This window comes from Candidatus Amarobacter glycogenicus (assembly GCF_016704105.1).
Lineage (GTDB): Bacteria > Chloroflexota > Dehalococcoidia > Tepidiformales > Tepidiformaceae > Amarobacter > Amarobacter glycogenicus.
Genome location: NZ_JADJAT010000006.1, coordinates 64,363 through 80,039, shown reverse-complemented (window position 1 = coordinate 80,039; position 15,677 = coordinate 64,363). Strand labels below are relative to the sequence as shown.

The 15,677-nt window shown below is 66.2% G+C and carries 20 protein-coding genes and 1 tRNA gene; 16 read left to right on the top strand and 5 right to left on the bottom strand.

Features of this window, described 5'->3' with window-relative positions; genetic code table 11:
* Window positions 1–42: 42 nt before the first annotated feature.
* The 4 genes from IPG14_RS09800 to IPG14_RS09785 are packed head-to-tail and all read left to right on the top strand — an operon-like array spanning window position 43 to window position 3,450.
* Complete coding sequence (locus tag IPG14_RS09800; protein WP_343391672.1) at window positions 43–972, top strand: hypothetical protein; 930 nt, start codon at window positions 43–45, stop codon at window positions 970–972.
* On the top strand, window positions 969–1,649 hold the full coding sequence (locus IPG14_RS09795) for a glycosyltransferase family A protein (RefSeq protein WP_343391671.1): 681 nt from the start codon (window positions 969–971) through the stop codon (window positions 1,647–1,649). Before IPG14_RS09800 ends, IPG14_RS09795 begins: the two co-directional genes overlap by 4 nt.
* The gene (locus tag IPG14_RS09790; RefSeq protein WP_343391670.1) at window positions 1,646–2,293 is read left to right on the top strand and encodes a glycosyltransferase family A protein; all 648 of its coding nucleotides are present in this window, start codon (window positions 1,646–1,648) and stop codon (window positions 2,291–2,293) included. Before IPG14_RS09795 ends, IPG14_RS09790 begins: the two co-directional genes overlap by 4 nt.
* A complete protein-coding gene (locus IPG14_RS09785; protein WP_343391669.1) occupies window positions 2,290–3,450 on the top strand; it encodes a nucleotidyltransferase family protein in 1,161 nt (386 codons plus the stop codon). The genes IPG14_RS09790 and IPG14_RS09785 overlap by 4 nt, the downstream gene beginning before the upstream one ends.
* Before the next feature lie 41 nt (window positions 3,451–3,491).
* Here IPG14_RS09785 and IPG14_RS09780 read toward each other — a convergent pair.
* Window positions 3,492–3,575: transfer RNA gene (locus IPG14_RS09780), tRNA-Leu, on the bottom strand.
* A 43-nt stretch (window positions 3,576–3,618) separates the two neighbouring features.
* Window positions 3,619–4,032 carry a Fur family transcriptional regulator gene (locus IPG14_RS09775; RefSeq protein WP_343383970.1) on the bottom strand — a complete coding sequence of 138 codons (414 nt, stop codon included), beginning with the start codon at window positions 4,030–4,032 and terminating at the stop codon, window positions 3,619–3,621.
* Between the two features lie 82 nt (window positions 4,033–4,114).
* Between IPG14_RS09775 and IPG14_RS09770 the strand changes: the two genes are divergently transcribed.
* The gene (locus IPG14_RS09770; protein WP_343388490.1) at window positions 4,115–4,576 is read left to right on the top strand and encodes a chemotaxis protein CheW; all 462 of its coding nucleotides are present in this window, start codon (window positions 4,115–4,117) and stop codon (window positions 4,574–4,576) included.
* Window positions 4,577–4,579: 3 nt separating this feature from the next.
* Here IPG14_RS09770 and IPG14_RS09765 read toward each other — a convergent pair whose 3' ends face one another.
* Window positions 4,580–5,545: an MBL fold metallo-hydrolase gene (locus IPG14_RS09765; RefSeq protein ID WP_343391668.1), complete on the bottom strand. Its 966-nt coding sequence runs from the start codon at window positions 5,543–5,545 to the stop codon at window positions 4,580–4,582.
* Between the two features lie 74 nt (window positions 5,546–5,619).
* Here IPG14_RS09765 and IPG14_RS09760 point away from each other — a divergent pair, with 74 nt between their 5' ends.
* Genes IPG14_RS09760 through IPG14_RS09750 form a run of 3 tightly spaced genes read left to right on the top strand, consistent with a single transcriptional unit; the run spans window position 5,620 to window position 9,160 of the window.
* A complete protein-coding gene (locus IPG14_RS09760) occupies window positions 5,620–6,594 on the top strand; it encodes a MoxR family ATPase (RefSeq protein WP_343391667.1) in 975 nt (324 codons plus the stop codon).
* 2 nt (window positions 6,595–6,596) lie between these two features.
* Window positions 6,597–7,808, top strand: a complete 1,212-nt coding sequence (locus IPG14_RS09755; RefSeq protein ID WP_343391666.1) for a DUF58 domain-containing protein — start codon at window positions 6,597–6,599, stop codon at window positions 7,806–7,808.
* Window positions 7,805–9,160: a DUF4129 domain-containing protein gene (locus IPG14_RS09750; protein ID WP_343391665.1), complete on the top strand. Its 1,356-nt coding sequence runs from the start codon at window positions 7,805–7,807 to the stop codon at window positions 9,158–9,160. The genes IPG14_RS09755 and IPG14_RS09750 overlap by 4 nt, the downstream gene beginning before the upstream one ends.
* A 3-nt stretch (window positions 9,161–9,163) precedes the next feature.
* Here the strand turns inward: IPG14_RS09750 and IPG14_RS09745 are convergent, their stop codons facing one another.
* Both IPG14_RS09745 and IPG14_RS09740 read right to left on the bottom strand, forming a co-directional pair.
* Window positions 9,164–9,715, bottom strand: coding sequence for a 2-phosphosulfolactate phosphatase (locus tag IPG14_RS09745; protein ID WP_343391664.1), 552 nt, complete (start codon window positions 9,713–9,715; stop codon window positions 9,164–9,166).
* The gene (locus tag IPG14_RS09740) at window positions 9,694–9,885 is read right to left on the bottom strand and encodes a hypothetical protein (protein WP_343391663.1); all 192 of its coding nucleotides are present in this window, start codon (window positions 9,883–9,885) and stop codon (window positions 9,694–9,696) included. Before IPG14_RS09740 ends, IPG14_RS09745 begins: the two co-directional genes overlap by 22 nt.
* 59 nt (window positions 9,886–9,944) lie before the next feature.
* Between IPG14_RS09740 and murI the strand changes: the two genes are divergently transcribed.
* From murI to atpE, 8 genes are all read left to right on the top strand, one after another.
* Window positions 9,945–10,730, top strand: a complete 786-nt coding sequence (murI, locus tag IPG14_RS09735; RefSeq protein ID WP_343391662.1) for a glutamate racemase — start codon at window positions 9,945–9,947, stop codon at window positions 10,728–10,730.
* The gene (gene pyrF, locus IPG14_RS09730; protein WP_343391661.1) at window positions 10,727–11,521 is read left to right on the top strand and encodes an orotidine-5'-phosphate decarboxylase; all 795 of its coding nucleotides are present in this window, start codon (window positions 10,727–10,729) and stop codon (window positions 11,519–11,521) included. The genes murI and pyrF overlap by 4 nt, the downstream gene beginning before the upstream one ends.
* Window positions 11,518–11,709: a DUF951 domain-containing protein gene (locus IPG14_RS09725; protein WP_343383979.1), complete on the top strand. Its 192-nt coding sequence runs from the start codon at window positions 11,518–11,520 to the stop codon at window positions 11,707–11,709. Before pyrF ends, IPG14_RS09725 begins: the two co-directional genes overlap by 4 nt.
* Window positions 11,699–13,015 (top strand): MFS transporter, encoded by a 1,317-nt coding sequence (locus IPG14_RS09720; protein ID WP_343391660.1) that lies wholly within the window; start codon window positions 11,699–11,701, stop codon window positions 13,013–13,015. The genes IPG14_RS09725 and IPG14_RS09720 overlap by 11 nt, the downstream gene beginning before the upstream one ends.
* Window positions 13,016–13,092: 77 nt before the next feature.
* Complete coding sequence (locus IPG14_RS09715; protein ID WP_343383981.1) at window positions 13,093–13,635, top strand: bifunctional nuclease family protein; 543 nt, start codon at window positions 13,093–13,095, stop codon at window positions 13,633–13,635.
* 121 nt (window positions 13,636–13,756) lie between these two features.
* Window positions 13,757–13,990 (top strand): AtpZ/AtpI family protein, encoded by a 234-nt coding sequence (locus IPG14_RS09710; RefSeq protein ID WP_343383982.1) that lies wholly within the window; start codon window positions 13,757–13,759, stop codon window positions 13,988–13,990.
* 1 nt (window position 13,991) lies between these two features.
* Window positions 13,992–15,320: a F0F1 ATP synthase subunit A gene (locus IPG14_RS09705; RefSeq protein WP_343391659.1), complete on the top strand. Its 1,329-nt coding sequence runs from the start codon at window positions 13,992–13,994 to the stop codon at window positions 15,318–15,320.
* A gap of 62 nt (window positions 15,321–15,382) precedes the next feature.
* Window positions 15,383–15,649 carry an ATP synthase F0 subunit C gene (gene atpE / locus IPG14_RS09700; RefSeq protein ID WP_343383984.1) on the top strand — a complete coding sequence of 89 codons (267 nt, stop codon included), beginning with the start codon at window positions 15,383–15,385 and terminating at the stop codon, window positions 15,647–15,649.
* Window positions 15,650–15,677 lie beyond the last annotated feature (28 nt).

Here is a 15,677-nt window from a genome sequence, read left to right as displayed (position 1 = left end):
CCATGCCCGTTGTCCTTGGTGGCGTGCGCCTGCTCTTCGAATTTGCCGGTTCGGCCCTTTTTGCCGCGCCTCGGCGCACCGTTCGAACACCTCCGCACCGCCGGTGGCCCTGCCGCCACCACGGTGCGCGCCTGGGACAGCGAGTCGACAGGCATCGGGCTCCCGAAGGAACTCCCCACGCCGGGCACGGTCTACGCCCAGAGCCTCCCGGCCATGAGCGAAGGGGGCGGCCAACGCTGGACCTACTTTCGCCCTGATCCCGGCCTGACGGTGTTCGACTCGCGAACTCAGGCCGGGATCTACTGGGTCCCGGCCGCCTCCAGCCTGACATACGGCGATATCGCGGGCGGCTTCCGCGCGATCATCGCCTGGGCGATGGCCGAGCGCGGCATGGTCTTCCTCCATTCGGCCGCGGTCGCATGGGCGGGTCACGCTGCGCTCATCGTCGGCGCCAGCGGTTCCGGTAAGTCCAGCACGGCTCTTTCCTGCCTCCTCGCAGGGCTGGAGTACCTCGGCGACGATCACTGCTTGCTCGAACTCGGTGATGAGCCGCGGGTGCACTCGGTCTACGCGGCCGCCAAGCTCCATGACGCCCAACTTGCGCGCTTCCCCGAACTCGACGCCTTCGTCGTGAACCGGGATCGCGTGGCGCCCGAGAAGGGAGTCGCCATCCTCTACCCGGCATTTCGAGACCTGCTGCCAATGAGCCGCACCCTCTCGGCGGTGTTCGTGCCGCGAATAACGGGCGAGAAGCGGACGGTCATAGCCCCGGCTGGCCCGGCAGCTGCCCTGGCGGCCCTCGCCCCGAGCACGCTGCTCCAGATGGCCTCGGCCGACCGTGAGGGGCTGGCAACGATGGGCCGGCTCGTTCGCCAAATCCCATGCTTCTCGCTTCAGCTGGGGACGGAGCGACGCGAAATAGCGGAGACTATCCGGGACTTCCTTGCCGAGAGGTCGACCGCCCTCGAATGAACCCCCTCGTCTCCGTCATCATCCCGGTGCACAACGGAGCGCACTTCCTGCCCGATTCGCTCGCGTCCGTCTTCGCCCAGGAGTACCGCCCGATCGAGGTCATCGTCGCTGACGACGGGTCGACCGATGGCTCCGCTGAGGTGGCCGAGTCGTTCCCTGGCGTCCGCTGCCTGCGCCTGGAAAAAGGGGGCGTCTCTCGCGCCAGGAATCTGGCGGTGGCAGCTTCCGCGGGCGAGTGGCTCGCCTTCCTCGATGCGGATGACCGCTGGTTCCCGCGGAAGCTTACTGAACAGGTCGCGCTCGGCGAGGCATGTCCCGAGGCGGGCCTTGTCCTCTGTCGCGTGATACACCGCTTCTCCGTCGACATCCCGGAGTGGTTTTATGGCCCGACCGACGGCTCGGCGGTCACCGCGTACGAGCCTTCCGCCTGGCTTGTGCGCCGGGCGGTCTTCGAACGGGTCGGCGGGTTCGACGAAGCGCGTTCCCTCGGCGAGGACACCCAATGGCTGTCACGCGCCTGGGACCTTGGGATCAGCCATCTGGTGGCCGAGGAAATAGGCCTCGAGCGCCACATCCATGGCGCCAACGCAACCGGCCTGATCCAGAACAGGCGCGTGGTATTCGACATTCTCCGAGAGTCCGTTGAGCGCAAGCGCGCCCGGAGGGCGATCAGATGACCGGTGAAACCGTCTCGGTCGTCATTCCCGCCTACAACGCCGCGCGATTTCTCGCTGAGGCCATAGAGAGCGTATTCGCCCAGACGGTCGCCCCAGGCGAGGTCATCGTGGTCGACGATGGTTCGACCGATGAAACTGCCGCCGTCGCCCTGCAGTACCCCGACGTTGCCCTCTTGCGGCGAGAGAACGGCGGCATCGGTGTCGCACGCAACACCGGCATCGCTGCGGCTCGTGGTGAATTCCTCGCCTTCCTGGATGCCGATGACATCTGGCCCGCGGGCCGCCTCGCTGCTTTGCTCGCCCGGTCCGGCGAATCCGGCGCCGACGTGGTCTTCGGCGAGGTCATCGAGTTTGGCGAACGCACCGGAGAACGAGAGCCGACGCCAGGCTTCGTCGCCGGCTCCGGCCTGTTCCGCAGGGCCGGCTTCGATCGCGTCGGCCCTTTCCGCGAAGACATCAAAGTCGGCGAGTTCATCGACTGGTGGGCCCGCGCGCAGGAAGCGGGCCTGCGTGTCGAGACGATCCCGGACGTGACCCTGCGGCGGCGCATCCACACGTCCAACACCGGCATCACGGAGTCAGGCTCGCGAGTGGACTACGCCCGCGTGCTCCGCGCAGCCCTTGAAAGGCGACGCGGCTCGTGAAGCTGCGCGAGCCGACGCCAACGCAGCGGGCGGCGCTCGGCGCGGCGCTGCTCCCCGCGCCCGCCGCATTTGAAGCATGGCGGCGGCTCCAGGATCTCACCGGCAGCCTGGACGCGATGGACGCCGCGACCTTCCGCAACCTGCCCATGGTCTACCGGAATCTGAAGGATGCCGGCCTGGGCGAGGACGAGCTCGGCCAGTTGAAGGGGATCTATCGCCAGGCGTGGTACCGCAACCGCCTCGCGGTCAGCGCAGCGTTGCGCGCGGTAGCGACGCTTCGCGCAGCCGGTGTGGAGCCTATCGCGCTCAAAGGCCTCGGGCTGATCGCCACCGCCTATCCCGAACCCGCACTCCGCCCGATGCACGACGTCGATCTGCTCATCCGTCCGCCGGGCTTCATGAAGGCTGCCGGCGCGCTCCTCAATGCCGGATGGCAACCCCTGCGCGGAGACCGAGAAGACTACTTTCGCCGGATCAGGGTTTTCCACGCGCTGCCCCTGGCCAGCCCCGACAGCGTCGAAGTCGACCTCCACCGGTATATGCTCGAGGAGAACTGCTGGCCAGATGTCGACTCCAGCCTCTTCGAGCATCTCGCGAAGGGACGCGTCGGCGACGACGCTCTCACGACTCTTCGTTCGGAAGACCACGTCATCAACGCCTGTGTCCACGGCACGCGTTGGGACCCGGTGCCTTCGTTACGCTGGGTCGTCGACACCGTGGTCGTCGTGCGCGCGGCGGGACGCGCTTTCGACTGGGAGTACCTGGTCCGCCAGTCAGTCCGACGCAGCGTCACTCTGTCGATGGCCGCGGCACTCGAGTTCGCCGCTGACTACGAACCTTCGATCCCTGGACCAACAATTGAGGAGCTCCGGAGAGTGCCGCCGGGCCGCCTCCAGCGGCTCGATTTCCGGGCCCAGCAAGCTGGATACGGCGCTGGCTTCCAGGTCCTCCGGTACCTAACCCGCTACGCTCGTCTCTCTTCCGGTCGCAGCCTGTACCGCAAGGCCGCCGATTTTCCGACATACCTCGAGTGCATGTGGGAACTGGATCGTCCACGGCAGGTTCCACTCGAAGGACTTCGCCGTGTATTCAGGCGCCTCCGCCGCCGTCTGGCGGCCCCGCGAGATGACTTCACGGCCGTTCGATCCGGGCACTGAGCCGCGGATTCGCTTCCGTCTGGCACTTCTGCGCCTCCAGGTGGTACCGGGGGAGGGATTCGAACCCACACGCCTTGCGGCCGCCGGGTTTAAGCCAGCTGCGTCTGCCATTCCGCCACCCCGGCCCGGTGAGAAGCCTACCTGAGCCGTGCATCGGCGGGGAACTCCCTACCGTCGCCGGCAGTCCCGACAGCGCCCGTAGAGCTCAAGGCTGTGGCCCTGCAGCGCGAACCCGTGGGTGCTCGCCTGTTCCTGGATCCGGGTGTCGATCTCCAGGTCGCTGAACTCCGCGACGGCGCCGCATGTCCGGCAGACCAGGTGATGATGGTGCCCGCCTTCCGAGAGTTGATAGCGGGCCGTCCCGTCCTCAAGCGGTACGCGGCAGACCAGTTCGAGTTCCTGCAAGAGCTTGATCGTCCGAAACACCGTCGCCCGGCCAACCGACGGGAGTTCGGCCAGGAGGTCCTCGATCGTGAATGGCCCCGGGGCGTCCTGGATGGCGGAGAGCACCGCCCGCCGCGGCGCCGTCGAGCGAAAACCGATCGTTTCCAGGCGCTGCGTTGCCGCCTCGGCGAAGCTCACGCCCTCATAGTAACAAAGTGCCTCACGCGCTAAGCGAGAGACATCCGCCGGCCGATGATCTCGGTACTACTTGGAGGAACCCATGGCTGAAGTCGCAGTCCTGCGCCCGCCCAGGCAACTCGTCTTGTTCCGCGTCGGCGAAACGCACTACGGCCTCGATATCGAGTCGGTCGACGAAATCTTGCCGATCCTTCCCGTGACCGCCGCTCCCGGCGCGCCCGGGGGTGTCCTGGGTTTCGCCGATGTCCGCAAGCACGTGGTGCCGGTGTTCGACCTGCACTGGAAGTTCGGCGTCCCGGTCCCCGAGTCCAATCCCGAGGCGCGGTTCATCCTCGTGGAGTCCGCTGAAGGGCCGGTGGCCTTGCTCGTCGATGCCGTCGAAGAGGTAGTCACCGTCTCACGCGAGGACTTTCAGCCGGTCGCGGCGCCCGGGAAGACCTCGGAACTGGCGTACCTCAACGGCGTCCTCCGTCGCGGCGACAGGCTCACGCTCTGGGTCGACCACAGGCGGCTCGTGCCCGAGACGGGGCTGGCCGCGGCCTGACGCTCAGGTCGACCACCGGCCCTCCGCGTATGCAGCCTGGCCGGCTTCCTCCAGCAAGTCGAGCTGTCCCTGGATCGTCGCGACGATCTGCCAGAAGCGCCGGCGGAGGGCGCGAGGGTACATTCGCTCGGCCAGCCCATAGAGCGTGATCGCTCCATCCTGGCGCAATTCCTCGATCAACCGGGTAGAGCGCTGTTCAGCCTGCTCGAGGTTCGCCCGAATCACCTCGTCGACATTCGCAAATGGCTCGCCATGGCCCGGGAAGCCGTGCGCGTTCCCCGGTAACTCCGCTCGCAAGGTCCGCAGCGATTCGAGGAAGCGCGGCAGGCTCGCGAACCGCGCACCCGCGTGGAACTGGATCGCCGGCGTCGGTGTGATCTCCGGGAGGAGCTGGTCCCCGGAAAACAGCCATCCCTCCTCCGCCTGGACGACAACGAGGTTCCCAGGCGTATGCCCGGGACTTGGCTGCGCGGTCAGACCGCAGGCCAAACTCGTCGGCTCAGTGATGGTCCTCAGCGGCTCAAACGGCTCGTACCGAAGGGCGGTCGGCCAGCGGCCGTCGCGTGCGTCGATGTACGCCTTCGATGTACGCATCTCGGAGGCCCAGCGGCGCCGCGCATCCAACGCGGCAATCGCCTCCGCTTTGATGGCCTCCGGCGCGCCGATGTGCTCGAGGTACGCCGCCATCAGGTCGATGTCGCGGTCGCTCTGTCCCATCGTCTGCGGCATGTCGTCCCGCCCCAGGAGGACGGCGCAACCGCGTTCCTGCCACCACTTTCCCAGTCCCGCGTGGTCCAGGTGGCCGTGCGTTGCAACGACGATGTCGGGTGTTCGGCCGCGAAGCGCATCGCTGATCGCTTCGCGGGCGCCGCGGTAGTCCGGGCCAGTGTCGATGACGACCAGCGAACTCCCGTCGCTCACGAAGTAGACGTTGTTGTAGGCGAGTTCGACCCGTTCGACGGTGGTCATCGGGGCGAGTGTACGGAGGCCGCGCCGTTCACCCTAGCTCGCGCTGTCCGGCTCCCTACCGGTACCATCCGCCGGTGACAATCGCCGACCGCCTCTCCATCGAAGACGTCGCTCTCATCAAATCCACGGCCGAGCGCCTCCAGGCGAGCGTCGAAGCTGTGATCGTTGGCAAGCCCGATGTCGTCAGGCTCGCCCTCGTTGCCCTTCTCTGCGAAGGCCACATCCTGCTCGAAGACGTCCCGGGCCTGGGGAAGACTACCCTCGCCAAGTCTATCGCCAGGTCCCTCGGCTGCACGTTCAAGCGCATCCAGTTCACGCCCGACCTCATGCCGTCCGACATCACCGGCATCAACTACTACAACCAGAAGTTGGGCGAGTTCGTATTTCGCGAAGGCCCACTCATCGCCCAGGTCGTGCTCGCCGATGAGATCAACCGCGCCACCCCACGCACCCAGGCGGCGCTCCTCGAAGCCATGGAAGAGCACCAGCTCACCGTTGAGGGAGTCACCACAATGCTCCCGAGCCCCTTCCTCGTCGTGGCGACGCAGAACCCGGTCGAGCTCGAAGGGACCTTTCCGCTTCCCGAGGCCCAGCTGGACCGTTTCCTCGTCCGGCTCAAGCTCGGCTACCCCGGCGAGGACGAGGAGGACGAGATCCTGCGCCGTTTCGAAGGCGAGAACCCGATGGATACCCTCAAGCCGGTCATCACCGGCGAGGAACTGACGCGCCTGGCGCACGCCCTCCGCCACCTGCACGTTGAACCCGCCGTCCGCCGCTATGCTGTCCGCATCGTCCAGGCCACGCGCGAAGACCCCGCCTTCGAACTCGGCGCCAGCCCGCGCGGCAGCCTTGCGTTGTTCCGAACCGCTCGTGCCCTCGCCGCCGTCTCCGGCCGTGACTACGTCCTTCCCGATGACGTCAAGACCATGGCTCCTTACGTCCTTCCCCACCGTCTCATCCTCTCCACCCAGGCGCGCCTGCGGGGACGCAACGCCGATGAAGTGCTCGCCGAAGTCCTTCAGCGCGTCCCCGTCCCGATCGAGGGGTAGCGATGCCCTTTCGCGACGCCTGGCTCGCGGTCGGCATCCTCCTCATCTTCGTGGGGTTTGGCGCCTCCGAGTCTTCGATCGGGCTGATTGGGACAGTCATCGTGGTCCTCGGCGCGGTCGCCCGGTATTGGAGCAAACACCTCTTCGACCGCGTCACGCTCACGCGTCACCCGAGCGAACGCCGGGCCTTCATCGGCGAGGAAATCGGCCTCGATATCGAACTCAGCAACAAGAAGCCGCTGCCGCTCCCCTGGTATGAATGGCGTTTCGCCCTCGGCGAAGCGCTCCCCGTCGAGGGCGAAACGCTAGGGGCGGCGGCCGTCCCCGGCCTCAAGTGGCTGCATCGCCGTGGTTCCCTTGGCTGGTACCAGCAACATCGCTGGCACTTCACCCTCCGGCCAACCGAACGCGGCTACCACGCCTTCGGGCCTGGCACGGTCAAGTCCGCCGACCTCCTGGGCGCATTTCCGCGCACCATGGATGATGGCCGGCGCGAGAGCATCACCGTCTTTCCACGGGTCCTGCCGATGGCCGACCTCGGCCTGCCATCCGACCGCCCTTTCGGAGAGCGCAAAGGCGGTAACCGCGTCTTCGAAGACCCGCTCCGCATCGCCGGGCTCCGCGAGTACCGCCCCGGAGACCCGCTCCGCCGGATCGATTGGAAGGCGACCGCCCGCTCCGGTGACCTCCGCTCCCGTGTCTACGAACCGTCCGCCACCCAGCAGATCTACCTGCTCGTCAACATCGACACGATGGAGCACTCCTGGGAGGGTTACCTCAAGGAGGAACTTGAGCGAATCGTCTCGGTCGCGGCGTCCGTGGCGGCCTGGGCGGCCGGGGCGCGCTACGCCGTCGGTATCCTCGCAAATGGCGCCTTCCCCGATGCGGACCGGCCGATCCGGCTCCCTCCGTCCCGTTCCCGCGACCAGATCACCCGCATCCTCGAATCACTCGCCGTCATCCAGCCGCTCACCATGGGCGACCTCGCCGGCGCAATCCAGCGGGAGAGCGGCAAGCTCCCGGCGGGTTCGACCCTCGTCGTCATTGCCTCGCTCATGCCGCCCGCGCTGGCAGGCGTCCTCGCGCGCCTGCGTGACGAGGGGCATCACCTCTTCGTCATCGCCACCTCGGACCGGGTGCGTGCCCAGCTCCCGGCCGGGATCGCCATGCGCGAGGTCGGTGGGGCCTTCGAACGTGAGGGGGTGTTCAATTGATCGCCGGCCTCGCCATCCTCGCCTCTCTCCTCGCCGATGCCTTCATCTTCGCGACGATCGCCGAACTCATCGCCGCGGGGTATGCGCCTTCGGACCCGGACGCCTTCGGTGCATGGTCATTCTGCATCGTCGCCGTCGCGGGTTACGGCCTGCCACGGCTCGTGGAAGGCTTCGAGCTAACCAGCCGCAAGGCCTACATCCTGACGGCGCTGGGCGGCCTCGGTCTCATCTACTTGCTCGTGCGGGTCCAATCGGCCGGCGACGTGGCTGTCTGGGACTTCGCGTGGGCCGGCAACTTCCTCACGGAGACATCGCAAACGACGGAGCAAGGCGGCCACGCGCTTACGGGCTCTATCCTCCTCTTGGCGACCTGGGCGCGCGCCACGCTGCGCTCCGGTGATGAAATCGAGATGGAGGCTATCCCCCGCTCTTTCGCCATTCCTTTCGCGCTGGTCACGACGGTGGTCGTCGTCGGGGCAGCGACCGACCGTTCGGGCGAAGTCGGCCGCGCCGGCGCGGCTTTCTACGTGATGGCGATCCTCTCGCTCGTTTCGGCGCAGCTCTCGCTCAGCGGCGCCACCTTCGGCGAACTGCGCGCCGGCAGCACAGCGGGCATCCTGCTCGCCGGCACCGCTGCCGTCGCGACGGTCGGGCTTATTGTCATCGGCATCTTCACCGCCTTCGTGGGGCCGATCATCGGACCCATCATCGGGAGTGCCGTCGAGTGGACGCTCACGATCATCCTCACGCCGTTCGCCTGGCTCCTCGAAAAGTTCTTCGCGGCGATGTTCGGCGATGCCAACCCGTTCCCCCAGCTAGGGGAGGGCGTCAGCGACCTCAGTCGGGAGGCCGCTAACCCGGACGACACGGACAAGCCCCCCGCGAGCCGCACGGGCGTCTTCATCCTCCGGACCTTCGCGCTTCTCGTCTTCCTCGCCGTCGCCGGGCTGCTCGTCAGCGTGTTCCTGCGCCTTCGCAAACGCGCCGCCGTGCGCCTGGACGATGACCGCCAGGCAGTCGCCGTCGGCGACCTTCGCCAGGATGTCGGCGCCTTCTTCCGCTCGCTCTTCCGCCGCGGGGGCCATCGCGAACCGGGCTATGCCACCACCGAGGCAACTCGGCTCTATCTTGAAGTCCTCGAACGGGCCGAACGCGCCGGCCACTCCCGTCCGGATGGCGAGACCGCGCGCGAGTTCGCCCCGGAACTGAGGACCACCTTCGCATCGCCAGTCACAGACGACATAACACGCGCTTTCGAAGCCGCTCGCTACGCCGGTCGCGAACCTGATGTGCGGACGATCGAGGATCTTCGCCGCCGCTGGCAGCACGAAGCCAACCAGCCTCAGCCCTGAGTGTCAGGATCCGGGCGCCTCGAGCACGGCCCAGCCTTCGCCGTGTTCCACTATCAGCGGCACGCACGGCGCCCGGTCCACGCTCATGACGAACGCGAGGTCACGGTCGAACTGCAGGCGGCGCATCACGTCCGCATGCTCCGACCGAGTGATGAGGCGTGCCGGGTCCTTCATCTCGATGGCGAGCAGTGCCGCGTCTCCCAGCCGGGCAGCCGGGTGCCGCTGATGAAGGAGCTGGACGATGCACGCGCCCGCCGCGAAGTCCTCAAGCGAGAACGTCCGCGCTCCGGCGTTTCCCGAGCAGACCACCACCACGCGCCGGTGCGTTTCCGCGAATGCCGCTATCGCCGTCAGGTTCACGAGCGCTCCTGCCGCCGTCAGTCCCAGGTTGGCCACCGCGCACAGGGCCTTCGTCCCGTTCGAAGTCATCAGGATCGCCTCACGGCCCTCCAAATCGAGCGTCGCAGCTTCGGCAGGCGAGTTCCCGTAGTCGAAGCCCCAAGGGCGAAGGCCGCCTTCTTCGCCGAACAGGATCACGTCACCCGCGGCCCGCAACCGCCGTGCTTCGTCGATCCCCCCACAACTCGCAGGCGCCGCAATCCCCGGTGGAAGAGCGCAGCGATCGTCGTCGTCGCCCGTACCGCGTCGACGACGATGTAGGTGGCGCCCGGTTCCTTCGCCTCCGCTTCCGCCGGAGTCATCGCAATATCAATCTGTTCAACCATCCCCGCAGCATCGCGTCGCGGGGCCTTTCGCGCACCGCCCGTGGTATCGTTCTCAGCCGATGGATAACCGCCCGGTGGGGATGTTCGATTCAGGCGTTGGCGGCCTGAGCGTCCTCCGGGCCTTCCGGGACATCACACCGGAAGAGGATGTCGTCTACCTGGCCGATACAGCCTGGTTTCCGTACGGCCCGCGCCCCGCGGCGGAAGTCCGGAAGCGTTCGTTCGCACTCACGCGCCGCCTGCTCGAGAGCAACGTCAAGCTCATCGTCGTGGCCTGCAACACGGCCTCCGCGGCCGCCATCAGCGATCTTCGCAAGGCCTTCCCGGTGCCGTTTGTCGGCATGGTCCCCGGCGTGAAACCCGCTGCCCTTCGCTCCCGTTCCGGGCGCGTCGTCATCCTCGCCACCGAGGGAACGTTCGATGGCGAGTTGTATGCCCGCGTGGTCGATGAGTTTGCCCGGGGGACGACCGTCACGGCCGTCACCGGTACAGGGCTTGCCGCGCTGGTCGAAGCCGGACAAGCCGGCACAGCCCGGGCGAGGGAGACGCTCGAACGGCTGCTCGGCCCCCAGGTGAAAGCCGGCGCCGATACCGTCGTCCTCGGTTGCACCCATTACCACTTCCTTGCCGCCGATATCGCGGCGCTCTTCCCGGGAGTCGAAATCATCGACACGAGCGAGGCTGTAGCCCGCCGTTCGGCGCAGGTCCTGGAAGAGACCGAGATGCGGGCGGAGCCCGGCCGATCGGGTGCGCTGAACCTGATTGTCACCGGCGATAGGGACGCGTTCGAGGCCGCGATGCAACGCCTCGGTTTCGAACACACGGTCATGGAGGCGACGAGATGAGGTTCTTTGAACGACTGGAAGCCCGCAGCCGGGCCGTGGACTCCCTCGTCTGCGTCGGCCTCGACCCGGACTTCCGCAAGCACCGGGTGGAAGACGTCGCAGCCTTCAACACAGCTATCGTCGAGGCCACCGCCGAGTTCGCCGCCTGTTTCAAGCCGAACATCGCCTTCTACGAGCAGTGGGGCATCCCGGGGCTGCACGCCCTCGAACAGACGTTGAAGGCCATCCCGGCGGGCATCCCGGTGATCTGCGATGCCAAGCGCGGCGACATGGGCAATACGGCCGAAGCCTACGCTCGCGCCCTTTTCGAGTCATGGGGATTCGATTGCGCCACGGTGAACGGCTACCAGGGCAGCGACGCCATCGCCCCGTTCCTCGCCTACCCCGAGAAGGCCGTCTTCGTGCTTTGCCGAACGTCCAATCCCGGTGCTCGCGAATTCCAGGAGCAGCGCCTGGAGAACGGCCGCCTGCTCTACCAGCAGGTTGCTCTCACAGCCACGAGCTGGTCCCCGAACGTCGGCCTCGTCGTCGGAGCCACGGCCCCGGCGGAACTGGCCGATGTGCGGCGCCTCGTGCCCGGGACACCGTTGCTCGTCCCTGGCGTCGGTGCGCAGGGCGGCAAACCGGATGACGTGGTCCGGGCCGCCGGATACGTGCCGGGCTTGATGGTGGTGAATGCCAGCCGCTCGATTCTTTACGCCGGCGAGGGAGTCGGCTTTGCCGACGCTGCCGGAGCCGCTGCCCGCGAGCTGCGAGATGAGCTCCGCGCCGCTGCCGCCACTTCCCCATGATCCCCGAGATTTCCGAAGGCGAGGTGTACCGTATGCGGCGGCAACACCCGTGTGGAGGTTGGGAGTGGAAGGTCTTCCGCGCCGGCGCGGATATCGGCATCGAGTGCCTCACCTGCCAGCGCCGCGTCGTCCTCGAGCGCCGCAAGTTCGAATCCCGGATGAAGGCGCTCGTCCCGCGTGAATCCTGAAGCCGCCCCGGTTCGTCCGGTCCCCCTCCTCCAGCAGCGCCCGTTCCGGGTCCTCAACTACACGCGCTTCTCCTCTCGCGTCGCCCAGAATGCCATCAACTTCGCCCTGGTCCTCCTCATCGTCGAGGAGACTGGCAAGGCGTTCCTCAGTTCACTCCTCGTGCTCGCCCTCGTCGTCCCCGCCACGGTGGCCGGGATCGTGGCCGGGACCGCCGCCGACGTGCTCCCCAAGCGCCTCCTCGTCTCCCTGGGCGACCTCGTCCGCGCGGGCATCTGCCTCTACTTCCTCCGGAACCAGGGAGGCGTCGCCTCGTACTACGTGGTCGCGGTCCTGCTCGCCACGGCCACCCAGTTCGCCTCCAGCGCCGAAGGCGCCATCCTCCCGTCGATCGTCGCCCGGCACGAACTGGCGAGGGCGAACGCCATCGCCCAGGGCGTGGGCGGAGCGGCGCAGCTCGTCGGGCTGGCAGTGCTCACCCCGGTCGTCCTCCGCCTCTTCGATAGCCCGCGCGCGTTGTTCGCTATCTGTGCCGGTCTCTTCACTCTCGCCGCCGTCCAGGTCTGGTGGATCGGGCGGACGAGTTCGTCTCACCGCCAGGAAATTGGCGGGGACGTGCCCGGTTCGTGGTGGCTTACCGGCTGGCGGGCCATGCGGGCCGACCCTCGGGTAATGCACGCCGCCATCGAACTGACGCTCCTGTCTACCGCCATCATCATCCTCAGCGGCCTCATCCCCGCCTATATCAGTGAAATCCTCGATTTGCCGGTCGATATCGGCGCCGTCATCCTCATGCCGGGGGCCATCGGTGTCGTCCTTGGGCTCCGCGTCGCCGGTTTCCTGGCCCACCGCGTGCCTCACGCCTTTCTCAGCTCGGTGGGTTTCTTCTCGTTCGTTGTGCTCCTCGCCCTGCTCGCCTTCGTGAACACCGAAGCCGACTTCCTCGGCGGCTACGCCTACTTCTCCTGGCTGAACGACGTCCAGATCGGCAAGTTCGATGGCGGCGGGGTGATGGCCATGGTGTTGATGTTGCCTCTCGGCTTTTCTTACTCCGTCGTCAACGTCGCGGGCCAGACCGTGATGGACGACCGCGTACCGATTCACCTGCGCGGCCGGGTCGGCGCTACGCAGGCGGCGATGGCGGCCCTCGCCTCGTCCTTGCCCGTCCTGGCTGCGGGTGCGCTGAGCGATGTCATCGGGGTACCGCCGGTAATGGCGCTCGTCGCGGGCGTCACTGGCGCCATCGCCTTCATGAATCTCCGGCAGCCGAAGGAAACCGGTCTTTCCGGGCGCGGCACGCCGGCCTGATTCACTTCATTGACTCCCTGATCCGGCCGAACCTATCATCCATCCAAGGGAGCCCAACTTCCCCGGAGGACAAGGCTGTGAAAGAGCTGAGCATCGAGAGCATCCGGCTCAGCCTGATGAACTACCAGCGCGTCGTCATCCTTCGCGAAAAGGATTCAGATCGCTACCTCCCCATCTGGATCGGCCCCGCCGAAGCCGACGCCATCGCCGTCCGCCTCCAGGATGTGTCTGTCGCCCGCCCGCTCACTCACGACCTCCTTCGCAACCTCATTGAGCAGCTCGGCGCGCGCGTCGCCTACATCGTCGTGAGCGACCTTTCGAACGATACGTTCTATGCGCGCATCGTCCTCGAAGTGAACGGCGAAACCATGGAGGTCGATTCCCGCCCCTCCGATGCCATCGCGCTCGCGGTCAGGACCGAGGCGTCGATCTTCGTCGAGGATTCCGTCCTCGACCGCGCAGGAGTCGTCCTCGAAGAAGAGAACCAGCCTGCCGGTGTCGGCGGATCCCGTCCCGAACGTGGGCGTCCCGTCGATCCCGCCGAACTCGAACGCCTCGGTGCATTCAAGGATTTCATCGAAGGATTAGATCTCGATGATTTCGACCAGCCCAGGGGCTAATCCCGATTCCAAAAAGGCGTAACATTGGGGCCGAAAGGGTCCCGGTTCCGCTTGCGCATTCCGTCACAATCCTCCTATGATGCGCGGGGTCTGGAGTCCGGGCGCCCCCGGGGAGGCGCACGTGGGCAGTTGGATAGTGCCATCTGCTTCACTGCTCGGCGCAGGGTGGTTTTTCGCCATCGCGCTCATCCTCGGAGTCCTTATCGGCCAGTGGGCCGATGAGAAAACCGGTCTCGAGCCCACATGCACACTGATTGGGATCGTCGTTGGGCTGGCTGTTGCGGCGGTCGGTGGCTACCGAATGTTGCTGCCGTTCATCCGCAAAGTGAGTTACACAGATCCAGAGCAGGGCTGATTTGAAAGCTGTCTACATCGCTGGTGGTGCAATCGCCGTCATCGCTTTCCTGGCGGTAGGCCTCTTCATCGCGCAAGGGCCGCAGCCGGAAATCATCGTCCCCGCCGAGAAACTCTGGGCCATCGGCCCGCTGAACATCACGAATACCCTGCTCACTTCGTGGATCGTGCTCGCCCTGATCGTGCTCATCGCATGGCTCTGCACGCGCTCCATTACGCTCATGCCCGGAAGTGCCCAGAACTTCATCGAAGCCGTTTTCGGCTTCCTCCTTGGCCAGGTCGAAGAAATCGCAGGCGAGAAGAACGGCCGAAAGTTCTTCATGGTCATCGCCACGATCTTCATCTGGGTGATCATGAACAACTGGTTCGGCCTCTTCCCGTTCTTCAATGCGGTCGGCAAGACCGAAGACGTGAACCACCACATCTTCGAGACGATCGCCGAACAGGACGAAATTGGCACGCCCTTCGAGGATCGCGACAAGCAGGGCGCATGGCTCATGGAAGACAGCGGCGGCATGACCGTCGCGATGCCACGCACCACGGCCGTTGAGTTCGAAGTCGAGGCAGGTGACACCGCCGGCATCGCCACCGACCGGTACATCATCTTCCTTGCCGAGACATTCACGGATTTCGAGCCCCACGCGGCTGAAGGCGCCGAGCACGGCGCGCCCGCGAAAGAAGACGTCGAGGCGGCCATCGCTGCTCTCGAAGCTGCCCCGAAAGCCCCTAAGGTCCATCTTGCCGACGCTTCACACGGTGAAGGCGAAGCCCACGCCGGCGGCCACCATGCCATCCCGAGCGAGGCCCTCCACGCCAGCGTCGAAAGTATCGAGTTCCCCGGCAAGAAGCTCGGTCTCGTCATCCCGTTCTTCCGCGGCACCTTCAGTGACGTGAACAACACCCTCGCCATGGGCATCATCGCCTTCCTCTGCATCGAGTTCTGGGGTTTCCAGGCCCTCGGGCCGGGTTACCTCAAGAAGTTCTTCAACCTCAACGGCATCATGTCGTTCGTCGGTATTCTCGAACTCCTCTCCGAGTTCATCCGCGTCATCAGCTTCTGCTTCCGCCTCTTCGGCAACATCTTCGCGGGCGAAGTGCTCGTGTTGATGCTTACCTTCCTCATGCCGTTCCTCTTCGTGGACGTCATCTATGGGCTGGAGCTATTCGTCGGTTTCATCCAGGCGTCAGTCTTTGCGCTGCTGACGCTCGTCTTCGCGGTCGGTGCGGTCGAGCACCACGGCGAAGAAGAACACCACGATGGGCACGAAGGCGGCGAAGCCGACGCCCATCACACTCCGGCGCACCAATCAGGGGCAGTCCAGGCCCACTAAGGCCTGTTCGCAATAGTCATTCGAAATCGCACCCGCAGGGGTGCAACGGAGGCAAGTCAGTCATGGACCTTCTGAGCATTCTGCCGTTCCTGGTCATCCTCGAGACCGACGGCGCCAAGGCAATTGGCGCAGCCATCGCCATGGCCGTCGGCGGCATCGGGCCGGCCCTCGCCATCGGCATGCTGGTTGGCAAGGCAATGGAAGCCCTCGGCCGCAACCCCGAGGCCCGCGCCGCCATCCAGACCAACATGATCCTCGGCGTCGCCTTCGCGGAAGCCATCGGCATTTACGCCCTGCTTTCCGCCCTCATCATCGCATTCGTCATCTAGTCCCGGCCTATGCCGGCAGGGGTTCCGC